We start from the raw sequence: 19,666 nt of genomic DNA, 5'->3' as shown, positions 1-19,666 counted from the left end.
CAATCTATTAATATAAAAAAATGATGCTATTTCCAGCCACCGCCTAAGTTCCTGTAAACATGAACTGTTGCGTTTAATTGCTCTTTTTTGGTGTCTATCAATTCCAGTTTTGCTTCTAAGGCATCACGCTGTGTCATCAAAACTTCAAAATAATCTACTCTGGCAGATTTAAACAAATCATTAGAAACATCAATCGATTTATTTAAGGCATCTACCTGCTGTGATTTTAAATCGTATCCTTTTTGCAGGTTATCAATTTTTGAAAGCTGATTGGAAACTTCCAGATAAGCATTCAAAATTGTACGATCATAATTATACAGAGCCTGAAGCTGTCTTGCATTGGCGCTTGAAAACTCTGCTTTGATGGCATTTCTGTTGATCAGCGGTGCAGCCAGATCTCCAGCTAATGAATACAAAATAGACTCCGGAAATGTAAACAAATACGAAGGATTAAAGGCCTGTACACCCACCGCGGCTGAAATATCCAGTGATGGATAGAATTCGGCACGAGCTACTTTTACATCCAGTTTTGCTGCTGCCAGTTCTAATTCTGCTTGTTTTACATCGGGACGGTTTTGCAGTAATTGCGAAGGAATTCCGGAATTTACGGTAGCCGGCACCAAATCGGTAAAATTGGTTTTTTCCCTTTTGATTTCCTGCGGATAACGCCCTAACAAAAAGTTGATTCGGTTCTCAGCTTCTTTTATCTTTTGAAGAATGTCGAATTCCATACTTTTAGAAGTCAAAACCTCAGCCTGAAATTTTTGAACAGCCAACTCTGTTGCTCTTGCCGCCTCTTTCTGAACTTTTACAATTTCCAAAGCATTGGTTTGCAGCTGAATGTTCTGTTTTACAATATCCAGTTGACTATCCAAAGCTAAAAGCTCATAATAATTGTCAGCGATTTCGGCAATAAGATTAGTTACCACAAAATTCTTTCCTTCAACCGTGGCTAAATATCGGGTTACAGCCGCTTTTTTAGAATTGCGCAGTTTTTTCCAGATATCTACTTCCCAGTTGGCATAAGCAGCAATCGTAAAATCACCAAGCGGATCCGGGGTTTCTTTGCCGGGTTTAATTTCTGTGGTCGCATCTCCGGCACCCTGACTGGTATAACGGCCCACTTTTTCAACTCCGGCTCCGGCACGCACACCAACTGTTGGCAGGTAAGCCCCTTTTTTGATACGAATATCGTTTTTGGCTATTTCAATTTCCTGAAGCGTAATATTTAACTCCTGATTGTTTTTCAGGGCGATATCAATTAAATCTGTCAGGTTTTTATCTTTAAAAAAATCCTTCCACGCAATAGCTGACGTTGAGGTTGTGTCCTGAGTTTTGGCATAACCAAAAGATTCAGGAACCGGTTTGCTGGTAGTTGACACCTCCGGAGCGGGAGCCTTACAGCTTACTGCAGCAAGACAAATACTTGCTGCAATACTGTATTGATATAATTTAAATTTATACATGATTGTTATCAATTTCTTCAGTTAATGGATTTTCTTCTTCATGTTTCACCAATTTGTGTTTCTCGGCAATTTTACCAAAAATGTAATACAATCCCGGAATCACAAATACTCCGCAAATAGTTCCAATAAGCATTCCTCCAGCAGCTGCTGTACCAATGGTTCTGTTTCCAATTTTACCCGGACCGGTTGCAAAAGCAAGCGGTAATAATCCGGCGATAAACGCAAATGAAGTCATCAAAATAGGACGGAACCTCGCTTTTGATCCTTCCATTGCAGCTTCCAAAACTGATTTTCCTGCAGCATGCCTTTGAATAGCAAACTCTACAATCAGTACGGCATTTTTACCCAGCAATCCAATAAGCATTACCATGGCAACCTGAGCATAAATATTATTTTCTAATCCGGTTAATTTCAATAGAAAGAAAGCTCCAAAAATACCCGCCGGCAATGAAAGAATTACTGATAATGGCAAAATGAAACTTTCGTATTGCGCTGCTAAAACCAAATAAACAAATCCTAAACAGATTAAGAATACCCAAATGGCCTGATTGCCCTGCGCTACCTCATCGGCAGAAATACCTGCCCAGTCAATATCATACCCTCTTGGCAGTTTTTTGGCAGCCACTTCCTGAATCACTTTGATAGCCGTTCCGGAACTATATCCCATAGCAGGACCACCACTGATTTCAGTAGAAGTATACATATTATGACGCGTAATTTCTGAAAGTCCGTATACTTTTTCCAGTTTCATAAAAGCTGAAAAAGGAACCATTTCATCCCGGTCATTTTTTACATACAGTTTTAAAATATCATCCGGCTGAGCACGATATTCAGGTGCCGCCTGAACGATTACTTTATAGTTGATTCCGTATTTAATGAAACTGATTTCGTAGTTACTCCCTACAAGCGTTGATAAAGTGTTCATTGCATTTTCGATCGAAACGCCTTTTTGCTGTGCCAGATCATTATCTACTTTCATCATATACTGAGGAAAACTCGCACTAAAGAAACTGAAGACGTTTGTTAATTCAGGACGTTTGTTCAGTTCTTCTACAAACTCTTTATTGACTTCTTCCAGTTTTTTGAAATCACTTGTACCCGTTTTGTCCAGAAGACGAAGTTCAAATCCTCCAGCGGCTCCATATCCCGGAACTGCAGGCGGCTGGAAAAATTCGATATTGGCTCCCGGAATGTCTTTCGATTTTTCTTCGAGTTCGATCATAATTTCCTGAACAGATTGTTTACGATCGTTCCAGTCTTTTAAATTGATCAGACAGGTTCCCGCATTCGCTCCGGTACCTTCCGTCAGGATTTCATAACCTGCCAGTGATGAAACTGATTTCACCCCTTCTATGCCTTCGGCTATTTTTTGCAATTTCTCTGCAATATTATTTGTTCGCTCTAATGATGAACCAGGAGGTGTCTGAATAATGGCATAGAACATTCCCTGATCCTCATTCGGAATAAATCCCGAAGGAACCGTACTGCTAATTAACCATGTTCCGGCACAAAATCCAAGAAGTGCAACAATAGTTACGGCTCTTCTGTTTACAATTTTTGCCAGTACATTTTGGTATTTACCCTGAGCAAGGTTAAACTTATTGTTGAAACCATCAATGAATCTGTTTACCGGTGTTTTCTTTTTAGGCTTACCGTGATTATTTTTCAGCATCATCGCACAAAGTGCAGGTGTTAAAGTTAAAGCCACAATACCCGAAAGTATAATTGCAGTTGCCATTGTAATCGAGAACTGTCTGTAGAAAACCCCCACAGGGCCTGACATAAACGCAACCGGAATAAATACTGCCGCCATTAAAAAAGTGATTGCAATAATAGCCCCCGCAATTTCGTGCATCGCTTTTTTTGTAGCTTTAAATGGCGACAGATGTTCTTCTTCCATCTTGGCGTGAACGGCTTCGATAACCACAATCGCATCATCGACGACGACTCCAATTGCCAGTACCAGTGCAAATAAAGTAATCAGGTTAAGCGAAATATCGAAGAAGGTCATGAATACAAAAGTTCCAATAAGCGAAACCGGCACCGCAATTGCCGGGATAACCGTAGAACGCCAGTCTCCCAAGAAAAGGAATACTACTAAACCTACCAGAATAAAGGCTTCTATTAAAGTGTGAATTACTTTTTCGATAGAAGCATCAAGGAATTTAGAAACGTCATACGAAATTTCATAATCCATTCCTTTTGGAAATTTGGTTTTGATTTTTTCCAGTTTGGCTTTTACATCTTCAATAACCTGATTCGCATTACTTCCAAAAGATTGTTTCAATACGATTGCTGCAGATGGTTTTCCATTTAAATTAGAATAAATATCATACATCGAGCTCCCAAATTCTACAGTGGCAATATCTTTTAAACGTAAAAGTTCTCCATTAGGATTAGATCTTACTACAATATTACCGTATTGCTCCTTAGTTGTAAAACGCCCTGAATACTTCAATACATATTCGAATGCCTGAGAACGTTTACCGGAACTCTCTCCCGTTTTACCAGGCGAAGCTTCCAAACTCTGGCTTGATAATGCTTCCATTACCTCTTCGGCTGAAATTTTATAGGCCAGCATTCGGTCAGGCTTTAACCAGATACGCATCGCATATTCACGTGTTCCTAAAATATCTCCTGAACCAACACCGTTTACCCTTTTCAATTCTGACAGTATATTGATATCTGCATAATTGTAAAGGAACTTCATATCAGTATTTTTATCGTTACTGTAAAGGTTCACATACATCAGCATACTTGGAACTTCACGGGTAATTTTTACCCCTTCCCTAACTACCAGCGGAGGAAGTTTATTGGTAACCGATGCCACACGGTTCTGAACATTAATAGCTGCCTGATTTGGGTCTGTACCTAAATTGAAAACCACCTGAATACTGGCTTCACCGTCATTTCCTGCATCAGAAGTCATATATTTCATTCCCGGAACACCGTTAAGGGCGCGTTCCAACGGAATAATAACCGATTTGATCATCAACTCACCATTCGATCCCGGATAATCTGCCGTGATATTAACCATCGGAGGAGAAATCGAAGGAAACTGGGTGATTGGTAAACTTATTACCGACAATATCCCTAAAAAGACAATTACCAACGATATAACAATCGACAGTACAGGTCTTTGTATAAATTTATTAAACATCTGTTTATTTTTTTAATGATTGGACTAAAGAGAAAGTTTAAAATTTGTTTCAGGTTTCAAGTTTCAGGTTTGCTTCGCTAATTCACCTAAAAGCCTCGCGTCAAGTTTCCGTATAAAACTTGAAACCTGAAACTTGAAACGAAAAAAACAAAAAAGCTACTCCGCTTTTAATCGTAAATTTTTGATCACCTTTTGAGGAGCGATATAACCGTAATTGATCTTATCATCTTCTTTTACTTTCTGAACACCTTCAAGCAAAATTTTATCATTTTCAGTTATTCCGCTGCTTATCACATACAAATCTGGAATTTCGCCTGTAATCGTAATTTCTTTTGAACTTACCTTATTGTTTTTGCCTACAACAAAAACATATTTTTTGTCCTGAATTTCATAAGTCGCTTTTTGCGGAATTACAACAGCATTCTTCAAAGGAACCAGCATTTGAACTTTTCCGGTTTCTCCGTTTCTAAGCAGTTTCCCATTATTAGCAAACCTTGCTCTAAAAGCAATATTTCCGGTTTCATTGTCAAATTCACTTTCAATAAGTTCTACTTTACCTTTGTATTTAAAAGATTCGCCGTTTGCCAAAAGTAAGTTTACTTTATTTTCGGCACGGTCTTTTACATTAGTTTGATATTGAAGATATTCCGGCTCCGAAACGTTGAAATAAGCAAACATCTGACTGTTGTCTGAAAGACTGGTTAACAATTCGCCTTCGTCAATAAGACTTCCTAATTTTAAAGGAATTCTATCAATCGTTCCGTCAAAAGGAGCTCTGATTTCTGTAAAAGACAAATGAAGTTTTGCCAGAGCAACCTCAGCTTTTGCTGATTGCACTTTGGCCAGCGCTACTGCCTGTTCGTTTTTAGAAACAATATTCTTATCGGCCAGTGTTTTGGCATTTAGCAATTCAATTTCAGCTGCTTTCTGTTCTGCCTGTGCTTTAAGCAGTTCCGCTTCATACATTTTCGGCATGATTCTGAATAATATCTGACCGGCTTTTACAAACTGACCTTCATCAACATAAATATTTTGCAAAAACCCTTTTTCCTGGGCGCGGATTTCGATGTTTCGTACAGAGCGAATCTGCGAAACATATTCTTTGGTAAATGAAGTGTCAATTCTAACCGGATTGGTAACCGTGAATTTTTCCGCTTCCTCTTTTTCTTCTTTTTTAGACGTACAACTGGTTAGGCACACCAAGGCTATTAAGCCTGTTAATACAACAATTCTCTTCATGATTTAAGTATGGAAATTAAGCGATTGAATGTGGGAATGCAAAAATTCCCTTAAAAGTAAAAGCACCAGTAACCATAGTCAGAACAGAACTGTCCCATGAAAGAAGTAAAAAAAAATATACATCTATGAGATATGAATACTCATAACTCAGGCAACTGATGTATAATATTTATCAGATTCTTAAAACGCGCTGCGTAATATAAATAGGATTTGAATTGCCACAGAAGGGCACGAAAAATTTGAAGTGACTGTGATAATTAACCGTAATTTGATCTGAGAATGTCAAATACCAATTATCAAGCAGACTGTAATTTGCAGTAAAAACTTTATTTGTTAAACCGTTTTTAAGAGCATCACCGGAATATTCCTCATCCAGATCCAGGTCGGCTTCTTCTATAATAGAACTTCCCTGCTCCTGACTGGTATATTTAATATGGTGTTTGTGCCCGTAAGTATGACCAGAATTTTGATGTGTACCCGCACTTAGATATTGCCCTCCGCCAAACAGAAGGAAATTCATAAATACCATAAATACAATTATTCTTTTCATACGGGTGCGAAAGTAAGCAAAGTATCAAAACAAAAAAAGAAATTTTAATAAGGTTTAACAACTAAAAACAACGAAAACGTTTTCTATTGCGGATATAAAACGTAACAATTTAATTTTCAGATTTTATTTGTAAATAATAGACGATGTTTTTGATTTATATCAGGATTTAATTTTGATTTTACCACTTTGCAGGCTGCCAACACATGATAGTTTTTTTTAAACCCATTATTAGATGTTTTACATATAATTTTTAATAACGGCAACATTTAATAAATTCTATAATTGAAGGAATATATTTTAATACCAAATATTTCCTAATTCTTTAAAAATTGATTACTTGCATTGTACAGAAAATTTAATTTTTAATTTCCATTTTTTTAAGTAAAACACCTTCTCTTAGAAAATAAATATTTCTATATTCGTCACATATTAATTTAACCCCAAATTAGTTTTTATGAAACACGTATTACTTACTTTATTTTTTATGGCGACCTGTTCTGTTTGGTCACAATCTGCAACTGCCTATTTTGACAAGGCAATGAAAAAAGCCGAAGCAGGAAACACTAAAGGTGCTATTGCAGACTATACGAAAGCAATCAGTATGAATTCAAAATTTGTTGAGGCGTATCAAAACAGAGGTGTTGCCAAATACAAGCTCAACGATTTAGAAGGAGCTTTAGCCGATTTTAGCAAAACAATCGAACTAGACAACATGAATGCTGATGCCTTTACCGGAAGAGCTAACGTTAATTACAAATTATTAAAATATCCGGAAACTATAAAAGATTGTTCTTATTCCATTATGTTAAATCCTAAAGATTATGTTGCTTACAACCTTAGAGCTTTAGCTTATAACAAATCAGGCGACAAAAAAAATTGCTGCAAAGATTTCTCTAAAGCCATTGAACTAGGCAGCCAGAGTGCAATAAAAAACAGAGCTACTTTTTGTAAATAATATAGTAGCTGAAAAATATTCCTGAGCAATCTGTAGAATTCAAATTTTACAGATTGCTTTTTTTGTAAAAAACGCATATCTCCAGCCTAAAAAGATAGTATTACATTTGCTCAAAATAAAATAAATGGCTCTCTTAAGAAAAATAAATAACAAAGCCCAAACAGATCAAAATTCGGGTTTCGGCACCAATGCAAATAGTTATGGCGGACGTTTTGTGAATAAAAACGGAACCCCGAATATCGAAAAAAGAGGTATGCATTTGTTACGCCGAATCAGCTGGTACCATACCATGATTGATATGCCCAACTGGAAGTTCATGCTCATTCTGTTTACATTTTACATCGTGATCAATTTTATTTTTGCCGTTCTGTATTACGCAATCGGAATTGAGCATCTTGATGGAATTGCACAATCTCAAAGTGTATTGACACAATTTGGACAGGCATATTTCTTCAGTGCCCAAACTTTTACCACTGTTGGTTATGGACACATCAGTCCAACGGGATTTTTTACGAGTGCACTTTCAGCTGCCGAAGCTTTGATTGGTCTTTTGAGTTTTGCTATTGCTACCGGTTTGTTTTTTGGAAGATTCAGTAAACCCACTGCATTTTTAAAGTTTTCGCACCATGCGTTAATTGCTCCTTACAAGGACCATAAAGGTTTAATGATTCGGCTTGTACCTTTTAAGAACACCAATTTTACAGATGCCAAAGCAAAAGTAACCCTTGGAATGACGGTAGAAGAGAACGGAATAATGACCAATAAATTTTACAATCTTGATTTAGAATTAGACAGAATTAATGCTCTTTCGTTAAGCTGGACATTAGTTCACCCCATTACAGAGAACAGCCCTGTCTATAATTTTACCGAAGAAGATTTCAAGAAAATTCATGGTGAAATTTTGGTATTCATTACCACTTTTGATGATATGTTCAGTAATACTGTCGCTGCCAGAACCTCATATACTTTTAATGAAATTATATATGGAGCCAGGTTTAAAACCATGTACAACCGAAGCAAAAATGGCTCAAAAACAATTTTGCATTTAGACTTGTTAAACAGCTTCGAACGAGTAACTTTCTAATATTTTATCATTTTAAACACGTTAGTAAGGTTATCTCAGTTTTTATTCTATTTTTGTTTATCCCAATACTAAAAAATGATAAACAATATAAAGACCGTTTTCAGCATAAAAGATCTTGAAAACTTATCCGGAATAAAAGCACATACCATTCGCATATGGGAAAAAAGATATAATGTTCTTGAACCTATGCGAACAGATACCAATATTCGACTATACAATCTAGCCAGTTTACAAAAGCTGCTAAATATTACATTACTTCACGAATATGGGTACAAAATATCTAAAATAGCCACTTTCCCTGAAGAAAAAATACCGCAGCTGGTTCGTGAAATTATTTCTATGAAAAATTCACAGAACTATGCCATCAATTCCTTTAAGATGTCTATGATGAATTTCGATCAGGAAATCTTTTTCAACACCTTTGACTGGTTAATTTCTGAAAAATCATTCCAGGAGGTTTTTAAGGAACATTTTCTTCCTCTCTTAAAAGAATTAGGGTTATTATGGCAATCGCAAACTATAAGCCCGGCAAATGAACATTTCATGAGCCATTTGATCAAACAAAAAATATTAATTTATACAGAAAATCTTCAAATCCTGAAACCCACCAAAACTGATAAAGTTTTTGTGCTCTCATTACCAATGAATGAGATTCATCAAATAGGATTGCTGTATCTTCAATATGAAATTTTACTGCAAGGATATAAAACTATTTATTTAGGCGAAAGCATGCCTATCGAAAACCTTCAGGACCTTACCAAATATTTTAATACAATCACTTTTGTGACCTTCATGACTGTTCAGCCGGACCGAAACATAGTGAATCAGTATGTAAAAACAATGGAGCAAAAATTATTACTTAAAAGCAATGAAATCTGGCTTATCGGGAAAATGACAGAACATATTGACAGAAGAAACTTATCTGAAAGAACCTATGTTTTCGATTCTATGGAAGAAACAATTAATAAAATATAATTTTGTTTAAAGTTTTTGTACATTTGTTAAACAAATGAAAAAAACTATCTCCATAATAGGTTCTGGATTCTCTGCTTTAGCAGCTTCGTGCTACCTTGCACAACAAGGACATGAAGTAACAATTTACGAAAAAAACGATTCAATTGGTGGGCGGGCAAGACAGTTTAAAAGCAATGGCTTTACCTTTGATATGGGACCAAGCTGGTATTGGATGCCGGATGTTTTTGAACGTTTCTTTAACGACTTCGATAAAAAACAATCTGATTATTATGAGCTTATAAAGTTAAATCCGGCATATCGGGTTTATTTCGGAATGGATGATTTTATTTCTATCCATGACAATCTTGAGGATATAAAATCGACTTTTGAAAACATTGAAAAAGGAAGTGGTCAAAAACTGCAAAGTTTTATCAATAGCGCCAAAAGCAATTATGATATCGCGATAAAAGATTTGGTATATCGTCCCGGAGTTTCTGCTCTGGAACTAATTACACCAAAAACGATTTTAAAACTTAACCAGTTTCTTAGCAACGTCAGTTCTGATATTCGAAAAGAATTCAAGGATGAAAGATTAATTCAGATTCTGGAATTCCCGGTTTTGTTTCTGGGCGCTAAACCTTCGAAGACGCCTTCATTTTACAATTTTATGAATTATGCCGATTTTGGTTTGGGAACCTGGCATCCTAAGACCGGAATGTTTGATGTGGTTCGTGGTATCGAAAAATTAGCCTTGGAATTAGGGGTAACAATAAAAACGAACTCTCCTGTTGAAAAAATAATTGTTGAAGACCAAACCGCAACCGGAATCATAATTGACGGAAAAGAAATTAAATCTGACATCATTTTAAGTGGTGCCGATTATCACCATACCGAAACTTTACTCGAAAAACAGCATCGTGCTTATTCTGAAACATATTGGGAAAGCAGAGTTTTTGCCCCTTCATCTCTTTTATTTTTTGTTGGTTTCGATAAAAAAATAGAAAACATTACGCACCACGCTTTATTTTTCGATGTCGATTTTAACCTGCATGCAGCTGATATTTATGACGATCCAAAATGGCCTGATGCACCATTATTCTACGCTAATTTTCCATCAAAAACAGACGAAACTGCTGCGCCTGAAGGAATGGAAACCGGGTTTTTCCTAATTCCGCTTGCACCGGGAATAAATGACAGTCAATCACTTAGAGAAGAATATTTTGCAAAAATAATCAATCGATTTGAGCAGATTACGCAACAAAAAATTAAAAATAACATTATCTTTAAAAGATCATTCTGTAAAAACGATTTTGTAACAGATTACCATGCTTACAAAGGAAATGCATACGGAATGGCAAATACCTTATTACAAACTGCTTTTTTGAGGCCAAAACTAAAAAGCAAAAAAGTTCGTAACTTATATTTTACAGGACAATTAACTGTTCCTGGACCAGGGGTTCCGCCTGCTTTAATTTCAGGAAAATTAGTTGCTGAGTTAATTCAAAAATCACTTAGATCTTAAAAAATGAAAGCACTATTCGACGCCGTTTCTTTTAAATGCAGTAAGCTAATTACACAAAATTACAGCACCTCATTTTCGCTGGCAGTTAAAATGTTATCGCCCAGCATTCGTGATGCCATATACAGCGTTTATGGATTCGTACGCTTTGCTGACGAAATTGTAGATTCATTTCACGATTATGAGAAAGAGTATCTTATTGACGATTTCGAAAAAGAATATTACAAGGCTATGCAATTAGGCATCAGCCTTAATCCTATTATCAATTCTTTTCAGCATACTGTAAAACAATACAATATAACAGACGATTTAGTACAGGCCTTTTTAAGAAGCATGAAATTAGACCTTATAAAATCGACTTACAATACTCAGGCCGAATACGAAGATTACATTTACGGCTCTGCAGATGTGGTGGGCTTAATGTGTCTGAGGGTTTTTGTAAAAGGAAACAATCAAAAGTACGATCAGTTGAAAAACGAAGCCATGCGTTTGGGATCTGCTTTTCAGAAAGTAAATTTTCTGAGGGATCTAAAAGATGACAATTTAGTTTTAAATCGAAATTATTTCCCGGGGATCAGCTTAAATTCATTTGATGAGAATACAAAAAAACTGATCATCAACGAAATCGAAGAAGATTTCAAAGTGGCCTATCAGGGAATCGTAAAACTGCCAATGGAAGCTAAATTTGGAGTTTACACTGCTTTCATCTATTACAAAAAACTGTTGAAAAAGCTTAAAAATACACCTTGTTCAGAGATTGGAAATTCAAGAATCCGGGTTTCAAATTATACTAAAGCCGGACTTTTGGCCCAATCTTTTGTAACTTACAAGCTCAAATTAGTCTAAAATTCATTTCAAAAAATAAAGCAAAAATGATTTCTTTTTTAATCTTTTTAGGTGTTTTTCTATTCATGGAATGTGTTACCTGGCTTACGCATAAATACATCATGCACGGCTTGATGTGGTATTTTCATGCAGATCATCATCAGCCAAAATACGAACATACTTTTGAACGAAACGATATCTTTTTTGTCATTTTTGCTATTCCAAGCATAATGTTGTTTTATTTTGGTGTTCAGGGCGGATTCAATTACCTGTTTTTCGTCGCCTGCGGTATTACCACATATGGATTCTGCTATTTTATGATTCATGATGTGTTAATTCATCAGCGTTTTAAATGGTTCAAAAACACCAAAAACAAATATCTGATCGGATTACGAAAAGCACATAAAATTCATCACAAACATTTAGGAAAAGAGGATGGAGAATGCTTCGGAATGTTATTTGTCCCTTTCAAATATTATAAAATGTAGTATAATTTGGGCGTTCCCCAAGGGTCGGGTTTTCCGTTCCCGCTTTTTTGTGACAGGCAGACCTTAACGATAGCGACAAACGAAATAAATGCCTGCCACAAAAAGAGCTCCACTACAACCCCTAACGCAACCGTATTTCAGGAACTATACGTAAATAATTGTATTTATGAAATTATACAAAATAGAAACCGAACAACTTATAAACGCCAGTATCGAAGACTGCTGGGATTTTTTTTCAAGCCCAAAAAACCTTCAAACCATTACCCTTGATAACATGAGTTTCGAAATTCAGGATTTCGATGATAAGCGCATGTATCCCGGACAAATTATCACCTATACTTTAAAACCGCTTTTAGGAATCAAAATTAATTGGGTTACCATTATTACAGTATGCAAGGAAAACCAATACTTTATAGACGAACAGCGATTTGGCCCCTATAAATTATGGCATCACAAACATTTTTTTGAACCTGCAGAAGATGGCAGAACAAAAATGACAGATATTGTTCATTATGCATTACCCTTTGGTTACTTAGGTCGGATGATGAATAGTCTGGTTGTAGAAAATAAACTGAAAACCATATTTGATTATCGTTATAATAAAATCGAAGAATTGTTCAATTCAAAACTATAATGAAGCAAAAAGTCTCCCTTTTCTGGTTCCGACGCGATTTGCGTTTAGAAGACAATACAGGTTTGTTTCATGCCTTGCAATCTGATTTTCCTGTAATTCCGCTGTTTATTTTTGATGAGGATATTCTGGACAATCTTCCTAAAGATGATGCCAGAGTAAGTTTTATTTATGATTCACTTGAAAAAATAAACAAGGAACTTAAAACAATTGATTCCTCAATTTTAATCAAAAAAGGAAAAACATTTGAAGTATGGAATTCGCTTATTGCCGAATTCGATATTCAAAATGTTTTTTTCAATAAAGATTACGAACCGTATGCCATCAAACGTGATTTGAAAATTAATGAACTGTTAAAACAAAATAATATCGAATCGTTTTCTTTTAAAGATCATGTAATTTTTGAAGAAAAAGAAATCACAAAAGCGGACGGACTTCCGTACACGGTTTACACGCCCTACAAAAACAAATGGCTGGAGAAATATCATCTTTCAGGACAAGCACCCGAATATGATACAAAACCATTATTGAGCAGCTTTGCAAAAACACAATTTCCATTTCCTGAATTGTCCAAAATTGGTTTTGAAAGAAGCACAATAAAAGTGATTCCACATAACTTAACGCAGATTGGAAATTATAAGGAAATCCGTGATTTTCCTGCTTTGGATGGTACCTCATACTTGTCGCCTCATTTGCGTTTTGGCACCGTGAGTATTCGAAAATTGGTGAACTGGGCGAATCGTAAAAACCAGACTTTTTTAAGCGAACTGATTTGGAGAGAATTTTTTATTCAGATTTTGTTTAGCTTTCCGAAATGTGTCAATCATAATTTCAAGCCGGCTTATGATGGAATCCAATGGCGTAATAACGAAGACGATTTTAAGCGCTGGTGTACCGGAACTACCGGATATCCGATGGTTGATGCCGGAATGCGTCAGTTAAACGAAACCGGATATATGCACAATCGCGTGCGTATGGTCGTAGCAAGTTTTTTATGCAAACATTTATTAATTAACTGGCAATGGGGCGAAGCTTATTTTGCCGAAAAATTACTGGATTTCGAATTAGCCTCCAACGTAGGCAATTGGCAATGGGCTGCCGGAACAGGTTGTGATGCTGCACCCTATTTCAGGGTTTTTAATCCGGAAATCCAACAAAAGAAATTTGACGAAAAAGGAACCTACATCCGCAAATGGATTCCTGAATTTGATTTGGGTTATAATGAACCAATGATTGATCATGCTTTTGCCAGGGATCGTGCAATTGCTACTTATAAGGCTGGGATTTTAAAGTAAAATTCCAAATTCAAATGCTTTAATGTTTAAAGTTCAGGTTTCGCTATTCGAGTTTTAGATGTGTCGTTAATCTATTTTTGTAAAATCAGTTAATAAAACACCTTTAAGTATTCATGCACCCCTTTCTTTAAATTTTACTGTCGTTTGAACATTATATTTAATCCTAATCTTGTCAGGCCCAAATCTACTAGCCAGAATTCATACATAATTCACAAAAAAGGTTATTGAGTTTAATACCCCAAAAGAAAAATGATAAAATAATCAGAATAAAGATTAAGGCTTCAATCGTGATTTTTTTAGGATAATATTTTATTAGATAATAACTCGTCAGGAATATAGAAACAGAATAAAAAATTGTCCCTAAAAGTGCCGATGAATAATGACTATTAGCCATGTTCTGAGCATCAGGCAAAAGAAAAAAATAAACGATTAAATTTATCATTAAAAACATAATCGATAATATATATTTTCTACTCATTTTTTAAGTTTTGTTAATTAATTTTTGACTGGAAGTTAAAGAATAGTTTTTCAGACTTGCAGCTAAAATCTCTTACATAAAAGGGTAGAGATTTTGAAACAAAATATTTCGACTAAACGAAAATACGAATTAAAACGATAATTCAACTAAAACCCAAATATAGCGAATGCTCTGTTATGTTTGATGTTCCAATCTCTTAATAAGCGCTTTAACTCTTTCAAAAACAAATTCTGCTTTCTTGTATATTACAATATAATACCCTATAAAAATGAAGCATAATAGCAGGCAAATAGGAAAGCAAATATGTTTTTCAACTCTGCTTCTTTGCCTGCGTTCTCAAAATACTTTCTGTAAAACTATGGAACAAGAATAATTTTTCCCACAGCATTTTTAGTCTGAATAATCTCGTGTGCTTTTGCCATATCTGCCAAAGGAAATAAATGTGAAATATGTGTTTTGATTATACCCTCAGATAAAAGTTGAGAAATCGTTTCTATATCCTTTAGATAGGTGTCATTTGGCGTAACATTTACCCGCTGAACGGTTATGTTTTTTTCTGCTTTTGCCTTATCTATAAATTGTTGGTCAGGGTAAACGACAATGCTTGACAAAATTCCCCCATTTTTGATTGTTTTCAATGAACGGGCCAAATGAGTATCTTCTGTACTATTCACATCTGCTTCTACCCAAACTGCATCGTGAACGATATCGGCATCATTGACAAAATCTTCAACTTTCTGTGTTTTATAATCAAAGAATTCGTCTGCACCAAGACCTAAAACAAAATCTTTATTATCACCAGAGGCAACGCCAATGACATACGCTCCAAAATGCTTTGCAATTTGTACAGCATAATGCCCTACACCTCCTGAAGCTCCGTAAATAATTATCTTATCCTCTTTTTTTACTTTGGCAAATTTGACTAATGATGCCCACGCTGTCAAAGCAGCCATTGTTGCTCCAGCAGCAGCTTCAAAGCTTACATTGGCCGGCTTAATGACCAATTCCTCTTCTGGTGCAGCCACGAACTCTGCATACGCATTTGCCTGACCGATAAAATTAAAATTTCCGAAAACTTCATCGCCTGTTTTAAATTTTGTCACAGCACTGCCAACCTCAGTTACAATACCTGCTACATCCCATCCTAAAATAATATTTTCTTCATCGCCTTTAAGCGCATAAATCATTTCTAACGCAGCCTGATTTCTACGGACAAATGCATCTACAGGATTAATGGCTATTGCTTTCACCTGAACTAAAACTTCATTGTCTTTGATTTTTGGTAAAGGGACTTCGGCCAAGATTAAGTTTTCAGGACTTCCTATTTCTTTTAAAACTATTGCTTTCATTGTTTTTTATTTTTTTAAATGATTTGTCAAAATTAGAATCAGTTTGAGATTTTTATTTTGTTCATAATGTCAAATTTGCTTTGCTGAGATTGTCAAAATAGTAGAAAATGAAGTTTTGATAATGACATTTTAAACAATCTTTTTTTGACATTTTGAACAAAAGCCAAACGCGTTTACTTAGTTAGTTTTGTAGTAAAATTAAAAACCGGCTATCGTTTAGTTAAAAAGGATAGTCAATTAGTAATAAATAATTAAACACATTTAAAATGTCAGAAAAATCAATTTTGAGACTCACTATGTCTGCAACGGTAAATGCTGTTGAATGGAAACAATTAGAACAGCTAATGGCAGCAGCAAGAATAACAGTGCCAAAAGAAGGAGATGGGGTTTTAATTCACGAATGCCACTACAATCCTGAAACATTAGAGATTCTTTTTTTGGAATCTTATGCTAATGAAAATGAATTGATTAAACATGCTCAAGCATTTGCTCCTGTGATGAATAATCATAAAGTAGATTGGAAAATCAATAAAATAGAGCTGCTTGGCAACTATTCGGACGAGATTTTCGGTATGATGAAAGGAATGGCAAACGGTGCAGAAGTAAATCTTTACAGAAAAGTATTTAAAAACAAATAATTATAATTCTGAAGGAGAATAACCGAACTGTTTCTTGAAGGCAAAAGAAAAATGGGAGAGATTTTCAAAACCTATTTCCAAATAAATATCTCCCGCTTTCCTGCCTTTCTTGGAAAGTTGAAAATGTGCTAATTCCAGACGCTTCTTTGTCAGCCAACGTTGTGGTGTTACTTGAAAAGCTTTCTTAAAATCCCTGATAAATGTTGAAAGACTACGCCCCGAGAGATAAGCAAATTTTTCAAGCGGCATATTAAACTTATAGTGCTTCTCCATAAAATCTACCAGATTGATTTTTCCCGGTTCAGAGAAATCCGCTAAAACACTGTCAATATTTGGTTCAATAAACCTGAGAATAGATATGGCCTCTTCAAATTTAAGTTGCGCAATACTTTCGGGAAGATTTTGCTCTAATTCAAAATAAGGAAGTATAGATGAGAAGAAACTTTTTAACAAAGGCTGGTCACCCAAAATCCGAACAGAAGAATCTGGTGCTACTGAAAGATTTGGTTTTTCTTTTGTATAAAATGATTTCAGTCTCTCTACCGTCAATCCAAAAACAATAGCCTTGTAAGGTCTGCCGTCTTTTGGTTGTTTTATGACAGCAGATATTTGATTCCTTGGAAAAAGCAACACGTTTTCCGCTCCGAATGTATATGCTTTATCTGCCTGTATGATTTTCATTTCGCCGGAAATAATCAGTACAAAAGAATGAAAGTCAAGACTAAGGTCATCTTTGTAAATACCTTCTTCTGTAACCGTCCAAACAAGATCCGTGAATTTATTTAAGTTTTGTTTTGCCATGGCTATATAAATCAATAAACTATAAGTTTTGAGGTGTCGGTTAAAGTAGTAACGTTACCTAAAGGGGGCTTGGGATTAAATTAAGCCTATTCTTCGGATTTGCCAAATCATCCCAAATACAAAACTAACTTTCCATTAAGCCAATTGCCTAAATCCGTTGTAGTAGCTGTTAGCCGTTCGGTTTACTTTTTTAATGCTTTAATTTCTAACTTCATTTTTTCCACTTCTCTTTTTAGTTCTTCACTTTCAGATTTTTTATTGAGGTTGATGTAAAAAGTTAAGCCTGATAAAATTAAAGCTGATAAAGACAAAAAATAAGGAAGTAATCTGGTTTTGTAAATCCATTTTTTTGAAAGAAAATCAACCTTATCTTTTTCCTTGTTTTGTTTTGAAATTTCTTCTTCTGCTTTTAGATATTCTAGCCATCCACCTTTTTTTATTATGCTTGCACCTTTCGAATTTAAGCTAACAATTCTACGATTTGCAAATGGCTTGTAAATGATTACCAAGTGATTTTGCATTAAATAAATTAAACTTAAATATTCTTGAAATTCCTCCCATGAAAGAAAATCTTCTTCGCATTGTACTTCATATTCTGAAGATTTTGAAATATCGTTTAATATATCGTTGATTTTTTCGTTGTTCATTTTTGTAGTATTGTTTTTAAAACTGACGGCTAACGTTTCGCCTGTAACCGCCGTCGCGGATCAAAGCGAGCAGAGTTCTCTCTGCCAAGATAAAACTTTCTTCGTGAACCAACAACTTCCGGCTACCGAAAATCTCCGCGATGACGGTTACAGGCTGTTAGCGGTTCGGCTTTAATTATAGTGCTCGTTAGCTTCTTCACTATTAAAGAAAAATTTTTATTTTTAATTCATCGCTTTTCTTTTAATTATTTTGCCCTCCTTTTTGGCGAAGTAATAAAGAACAATACCAATAATTAATAGAAATGATGCCGTAAAAATCGAACCTTCAATTCCAAATGCACCTCCTGTTAATAATTCAGGACCTGTAAATTTAGATTGGATAATATTGCCCATATCATTTGTCCCCGTGAGATTAGAGCCATAAAAAGGCTGAGCAAAATTCCAGCCTAAATGGAAGAAAAAAGGTAGCCATATTCTCTTGGTATATATAAATAGCATAGCCATGGTGAACCCCCAAATCAAATAAAAAAAAATGTCAAATAAGCCTGAGTTGGGATTGAAAATGTGCTGAAGCTCTACTAACATTGCTATGACAATCGCTATATGTGTACCTAACCAATTTTCTATCTCCCTAACGATTAGTCCTCTATGAAACAAATCTTCAACTAACGCAGCAATTATTAACATAGTGAAAAACTTTGTTGAGTAATAAGCTGTCGTAATACTAATAATTTGATAGTAACCCAATAAATATAAAATGAAAATTGATAATGATATTGTCAAAAAACCAAGAATAAAACCCCCAAACATTTCTTTGGGTAAATGGTTTACCGATAGTTCGGTAATTTTTCTTTTATCATAAAAACGGAAAAAATAGTAATAACTAACTAATAATAATACAGATGAAATACAATGAATAATTGGCTTAGCAATACTTTGATCTTGAATAATATTAAAGAAAAAAGGTTTTAATAAAAAGTTTTGAATTACTACAAATAGTGAAAAGCAAACAATTATTCCCAAAATTATTTTTGTAATTGGGAAATCCAGGTTTTTTTTGATTGATTGATTCATAAATGATTGATTGATTGATTGATTGATTGATTGATTGATGACTGATTAAAGTACATATGACGGGAGATTGTTAACTTTGTTACAAAATAGTAGTTAATCAGGATGATTTTAATGTGTAATTTTTATTGACACATTTTTTTTAACTCAAATGGTTTTCTATCTATTATTATCAGTTCGTTTCAAGTTCGGGATATCGTTGTTCGAGCTGACCGCTAACGTCTTGGTACTACAGCGGGTTTGGGATTAAATTAAGACCTATTCTCGGATTTGCCAAATCATCCCAAATACAAAATCATTTTTCCATTAAGCCAAATGCCCAAATTGCTTGTAGCGTGTGTGCTTGTTGCACAACTGCTCAAATATAACAAAAAGGAAACATTAAAAAGCGTGCTTTTATGTAAATTTAAACATGCAAGGAAGAAAAGAATTTACGCCAAAAATGCTCTATCAAGTACACTTAACAGACTTGATTCCAGCGCATAATTTTTATAGATTATTAGATCAATCCATTGA

The 19,666-nt window shown here is 35.0% G+C and carries 17 protein-coding genes; 9 read left to right on the top strand and 8 right to left on the bottom strand.

Annotated elements, in window-relative coordinates; genetic code table 11:
- Positions 1-26 precede the first annotated feature (26 nt).
- From JE46_RS21520 to JE46_RS21505, 4 genes are all read right to left on the bottom strand, one after another.
- Positions 27-1,466, bottom strand: coding sequence for a TolC family protein (locus JE46_RS21520; protein ID WP_031457359.1), 1,440 nt, complete (start codon positions 1,464-1,466; stop codon positions 27-29).
- Positions 1,459-4,626 carry an efflux RND transporter permease subunit gene (locus JE46_RS21515; protein WP_031457358.1) on the bottom strand — a complete coding sequence of 1,056 codons (3,168 nt, stop codon included), beginning with the start codon at positions 4,624-4,626 and terminating at the stop codon, positions 1,459-1,461. Before JE46_RS21515 ends, JE46_RS21520 begins: the two co-directional genes overlap by 8 nt.
- Positions 4,627-4,782: 156 nt before the next feature.
- On the bottom strand, positions 4,783-5,865 hold the full coding sequence (locus JE46_RS21510; protein WP_031457357.1) for an efflux RND transporter periplasmic adaptor subunit: 1,083 nt from the start codon (positions 5,863-5,865) through the stop codon (positions 4,783-4,785).
- Positions 5,866-6,037: 172 nt separating this feature from the next.
- Positions 6,038-6,415, bottom strand: coding sequence for a hypothetical protein (locus JE46_RS21505; RefSeq protein ID WP_031457356.1), 378 nt, complete (start codon positions 6,413-6,415; stop codon positions 6,038-6,040).
- A 454-nt stretch (positions 6,416-6,869) separates the two neighbouring features.
- Here JE46_RS21505 and JE46_RS21500 point away from each other — a divergent pair, with 454 nt between their 5' ends.
- The 8 genes from JE46_RS21500 (at position 6,870) to JE46_RS21465 (ending at position 14,166) form a co-directional block, all read left to right on the top strand.
- A complete protein-coding gene (locus JE46_RS21500; protein ID WP_031457355.1) occupies positions 6,870-7,370 on the top strand; it encodes a tetratricopeptide repeat protein in 501 nt (166 codons plus the stop codon).
- Positions 7,371-7,494: 124 nt separating this feature from the next.
- The gene (locus tag JE46_RS21495) at positions 7,495-8,454 is read left to right on the top strand and encodes an ion channel (RefSeq protein WP_031457354.1); all 960 of its coding nucleotides are present in this window, start codon (positions 7,495-7,497) and stop codon (positions 8,452-8,454) included.
- 75 nt (positions 8,455-8,529) lie between these two features.
- On the top strand, positions 8,530-9,429 hold the full coding sequence (locus JE46_RS21490; protein WP_031457353.1) for a MerR family transcriptional regulator: 900 nt from the start codon (positions 8,530-8,532) through the stop codon (positions 9,427-9,429).
- Between the two features lie 34 nt (positions 9,430-9,463).
- Complete coding sequence (locus JE46_RS21485) at positions 9,464-10,930, top strand: phytoene desaturase family protein (RefSeq protein ID WP_031457352.1); 1,467 nt, start codon at positions 9,464-9,466, stop codon at positions 10,928-10,930.
- A 3-nt stretch (positions 10,931-10,933) separates the two neighbouring features.
- Entirely contained in the window at positions 10,934-11,773 is an 840-nt protein-coding gene (locus JE46_RS21480; protein ID WP_031457351.1) for a phytoene/squalene synthase family protein, read from the top strand.
- 26 nt (positions 11,774-11,799) lie between these two features.
- On the top strand, positions 11,800-12,240 hold the full coding sequence (locus JE46_RS21475; RefSeq protein WP_031457350.1) for a sterol desaturase family protein: 441 nt from the start codon (positions 11,800-11,802) through the stop codon (positions 12,238-12,240).
- A 166-nt stretch (positions 12,241-12,406) separates the two neighbouring features.
- A complete protein-coding gene (locus JE46_RS21470; RefSeq protein WP_031457349.1) occupies positions 12,407-12,874 on the top strand; it encodes an SRPBCC family protein in 468 nt (155 codons plus the stop codon).
- Positions 12,871-14,166, top strand: a complete 1,296-nt coding sequence (locus tag JE46_RS21465; RefSeq protein ID WP_031457348.1) for a cryptochrome/photolyase family protein — start codon at positions 12,871-12,873, stop codon at positions 14,164-14,166. Before JE46_RS21470 ends, JE46_RS21465 begins: the two co-directional genes overlap by 4 nt.
- Before the next feature lie 834 nt (positions 14,167-15,000).
- On the opposite strand, the gene JE46_RS21460 is transcribed toward JE46_RS21465, so the two are convergent.
- Positions 15,001-15,993: an NADP-dependent oxidoreductase gene (locus JE46_RS21460; protein WP_031457347.1), complete on the bottom strand. Its 993-nt coding sequence runs from the start codon at positions 15,991-15,993 to the stop codon at positions 15,001-15,003.
- 266 nt (positions 15,994-16,259) lie between these two features.
- Here JE46_RS21460 and JE46_RS21455 point away from each other — a divergent pair, with 266 nt between their 5' ends.
- Positions 16,260-16,631 (top strand): hypothetical protein, encoded by a 372-nt coding sequence (locus JE46_RS21455; protein WP_157505970.1) that lies wholly within the window; start codon positions 16,260-16,262, stop codon positions 16,629-16,631.
- On the opposite strand, the gene JE46_RS21450 is transcribed toward JE46_RS21455, so the two are convergent.
- From JE46_RS21450 to JE46_RS24150, 3 genes are all read right to left on the bottom strand, one after another.
- Positions 16,632-17,432 (bottom strand): helix-turn-helix domain-containing protein, encoded by an 801-nt coding sequence (locus JE46_RS21450; RefSeq protein ID WP_031457345.1) that lies wholly within the window; start codon positions 17,430-17,432, stop codon positions 16,632-16,634.
- A 182-nt stretch (positions 17,433-17,614) separates the two neighbouring features.
- Positions 17,615-18,079 (bottom strand): hypothetical protein, encoded by a 465-nt coding sequence (locus JE46_RS21445; RefSeq protein WP_031457344.1) that lies wholly within the window; start codon positions 18,077-18,079, stop codon positions 17,615-17,617.
- Positions 18,080-18,301: 222 nt separating this feature from the next.
- Positions 18,302-19,153, bottom strand: a complete 852-nt coding sequence (locus JE46_RS24150; protein WP_157505969.1) for a CPBP family intramembrane glutamic endopeptidase — start codon at positions 19,151-19,153, stop codon at positions 18,302-18,304.
- Positions 19,154-19,666 lie beyond the last annotated feature (513 nt).

The sequence above is a fragment of the Flavobacterium chungangense LMG 26729 genome, from assembly GCF_000735715.2.
Classification (GTDB): domain Bacteria; phylum Bacteroidota; class Bacteroidia; order Flavobacteriales; family Flavobacteriaceae; genus Flavobacterium; species Flavobacterium chungangense.
This window is presented reverse-complemented; position numbering and strand designations above follow the sequence as displayed.

What these genes read in the sequence shown, in the direction of transcription:
- JE46_RS21505 (WP_031457356.1), bottom strand. Translation starts at nt 6,415, where the DNA reads ATGAAAAGAATAATTGTATTTATGGTATTTATGAATTTCCTTCTGTTT.
- JE46_RS21510 (WP_031457357.1), bottom strand. Translation starts at nt 5,865, where the DNA reads ATGAAGAGAATTGTTGTATTAACAGGCTTAATAGCCTTGGTGTGCCTA.
- JE46_RS21470 (WP_031457349.1), top strand. Translation starts at nt 12,407, where the DNA reads ATGAAATTATACAAAATAGAAACCGAACAACTTATAAACGCCAGTATC.
- JE46_RS21450 (WP_031457345.1), bottom strand. Translation starts at nt 17,432, where the DNA reads ATGGCAAAACAAAACTTAAATAAATTCACGGATCTTGTTTGGACGGTT.
- JE46_RS21495 (WP_031457354.1), top strand. Translation starts at nt 7,495, where the DNA reads ATGGCTCTCTTAAGAAAAATAAATAACAAAGCCCAAACAGATCAAAAT.
- JE46_RS21475 (WP_031457350.1), top strand. Translation starts at nt 11,800, where the DNA reads ATGATTTCTTTTTTAATCTTTTTAGGTGTTTTTCTATTCATGGAATGT.
- JE46_RS24150 (WP_157505969.1), bottom strand. Translation starts at nt 19,153, where the DNA reads ATGAATCAATCAATCAAAAAAAACCTGGATTTCCCAATTACAAAAATA.
- JE46_RS21455 (WP_157505970.1), top strand. Translation starts at nt 16,260, where the DNA reads ATGTCAGAAAAATCAATTTTGAGACTCACTATGTCTGCAACGGTAAAT.
- JE46_RS21485 (WP_031457352.1), top strand. Translation starts at nt 9,464, where the DNA reads ATGAAAAAAACTATCTCCATAATAGGTTCTGGATTCTCTGCTTTAGCA.
- JE46_RS21480 (WP_031457351.1), top strand. Translation starts at nt 10,934, where the DNA reads ATGAAAGCACTATTCGACGCCGTTTCTTTTAAATGCAGTAAGCTAATT.
- JE46_RS21490 (WP_031457353.1), top strand. Translation starts at nt 8,530, where the DNA reads ATGATAAACAATATAAAGACCGTTTTCAGCATAAAAGATCTTGAAAAC.
- JE46_RS21520 (WP_031457359.1), bottom strand. Translation starts at nt 1,466, where the DNA reads ATGTATAAATTTAAATTATATCAATACAGTATTGCAGCAAGTATTTGT.
- JE46_RS21460 (WP_031457347.1), bottom strand. Translation starts at nt 15,993, where the DNA reads ATGAAAGCAATAGTTTTAAAAGAAATAGGAAGTCCTGAAAACTTAATC.
- JE46_RS21500 (WP_031457355.1), top strand. Translation starts at nt 6,870, where the DNA reads ATGAAACACGTATTACTTACTTTATTTTTTATGGCGACCTGTTCTGTT.
- JE46_RS21515 (WP_031457358.1), bottom strand. Translation starts at nt 4,626, where the DNA reads ATGTTTAATAAATTTATACAAAGACCTGTACTGTCGATTGTTATATCG.
- JE46_RS21445 (WP_031457344.1), bottom strand. Translation starts at nt 18,079, where the DNA reads ATGAACAACGAAAAAATCAACGATATATTAAACGATATTTCAAAATCT.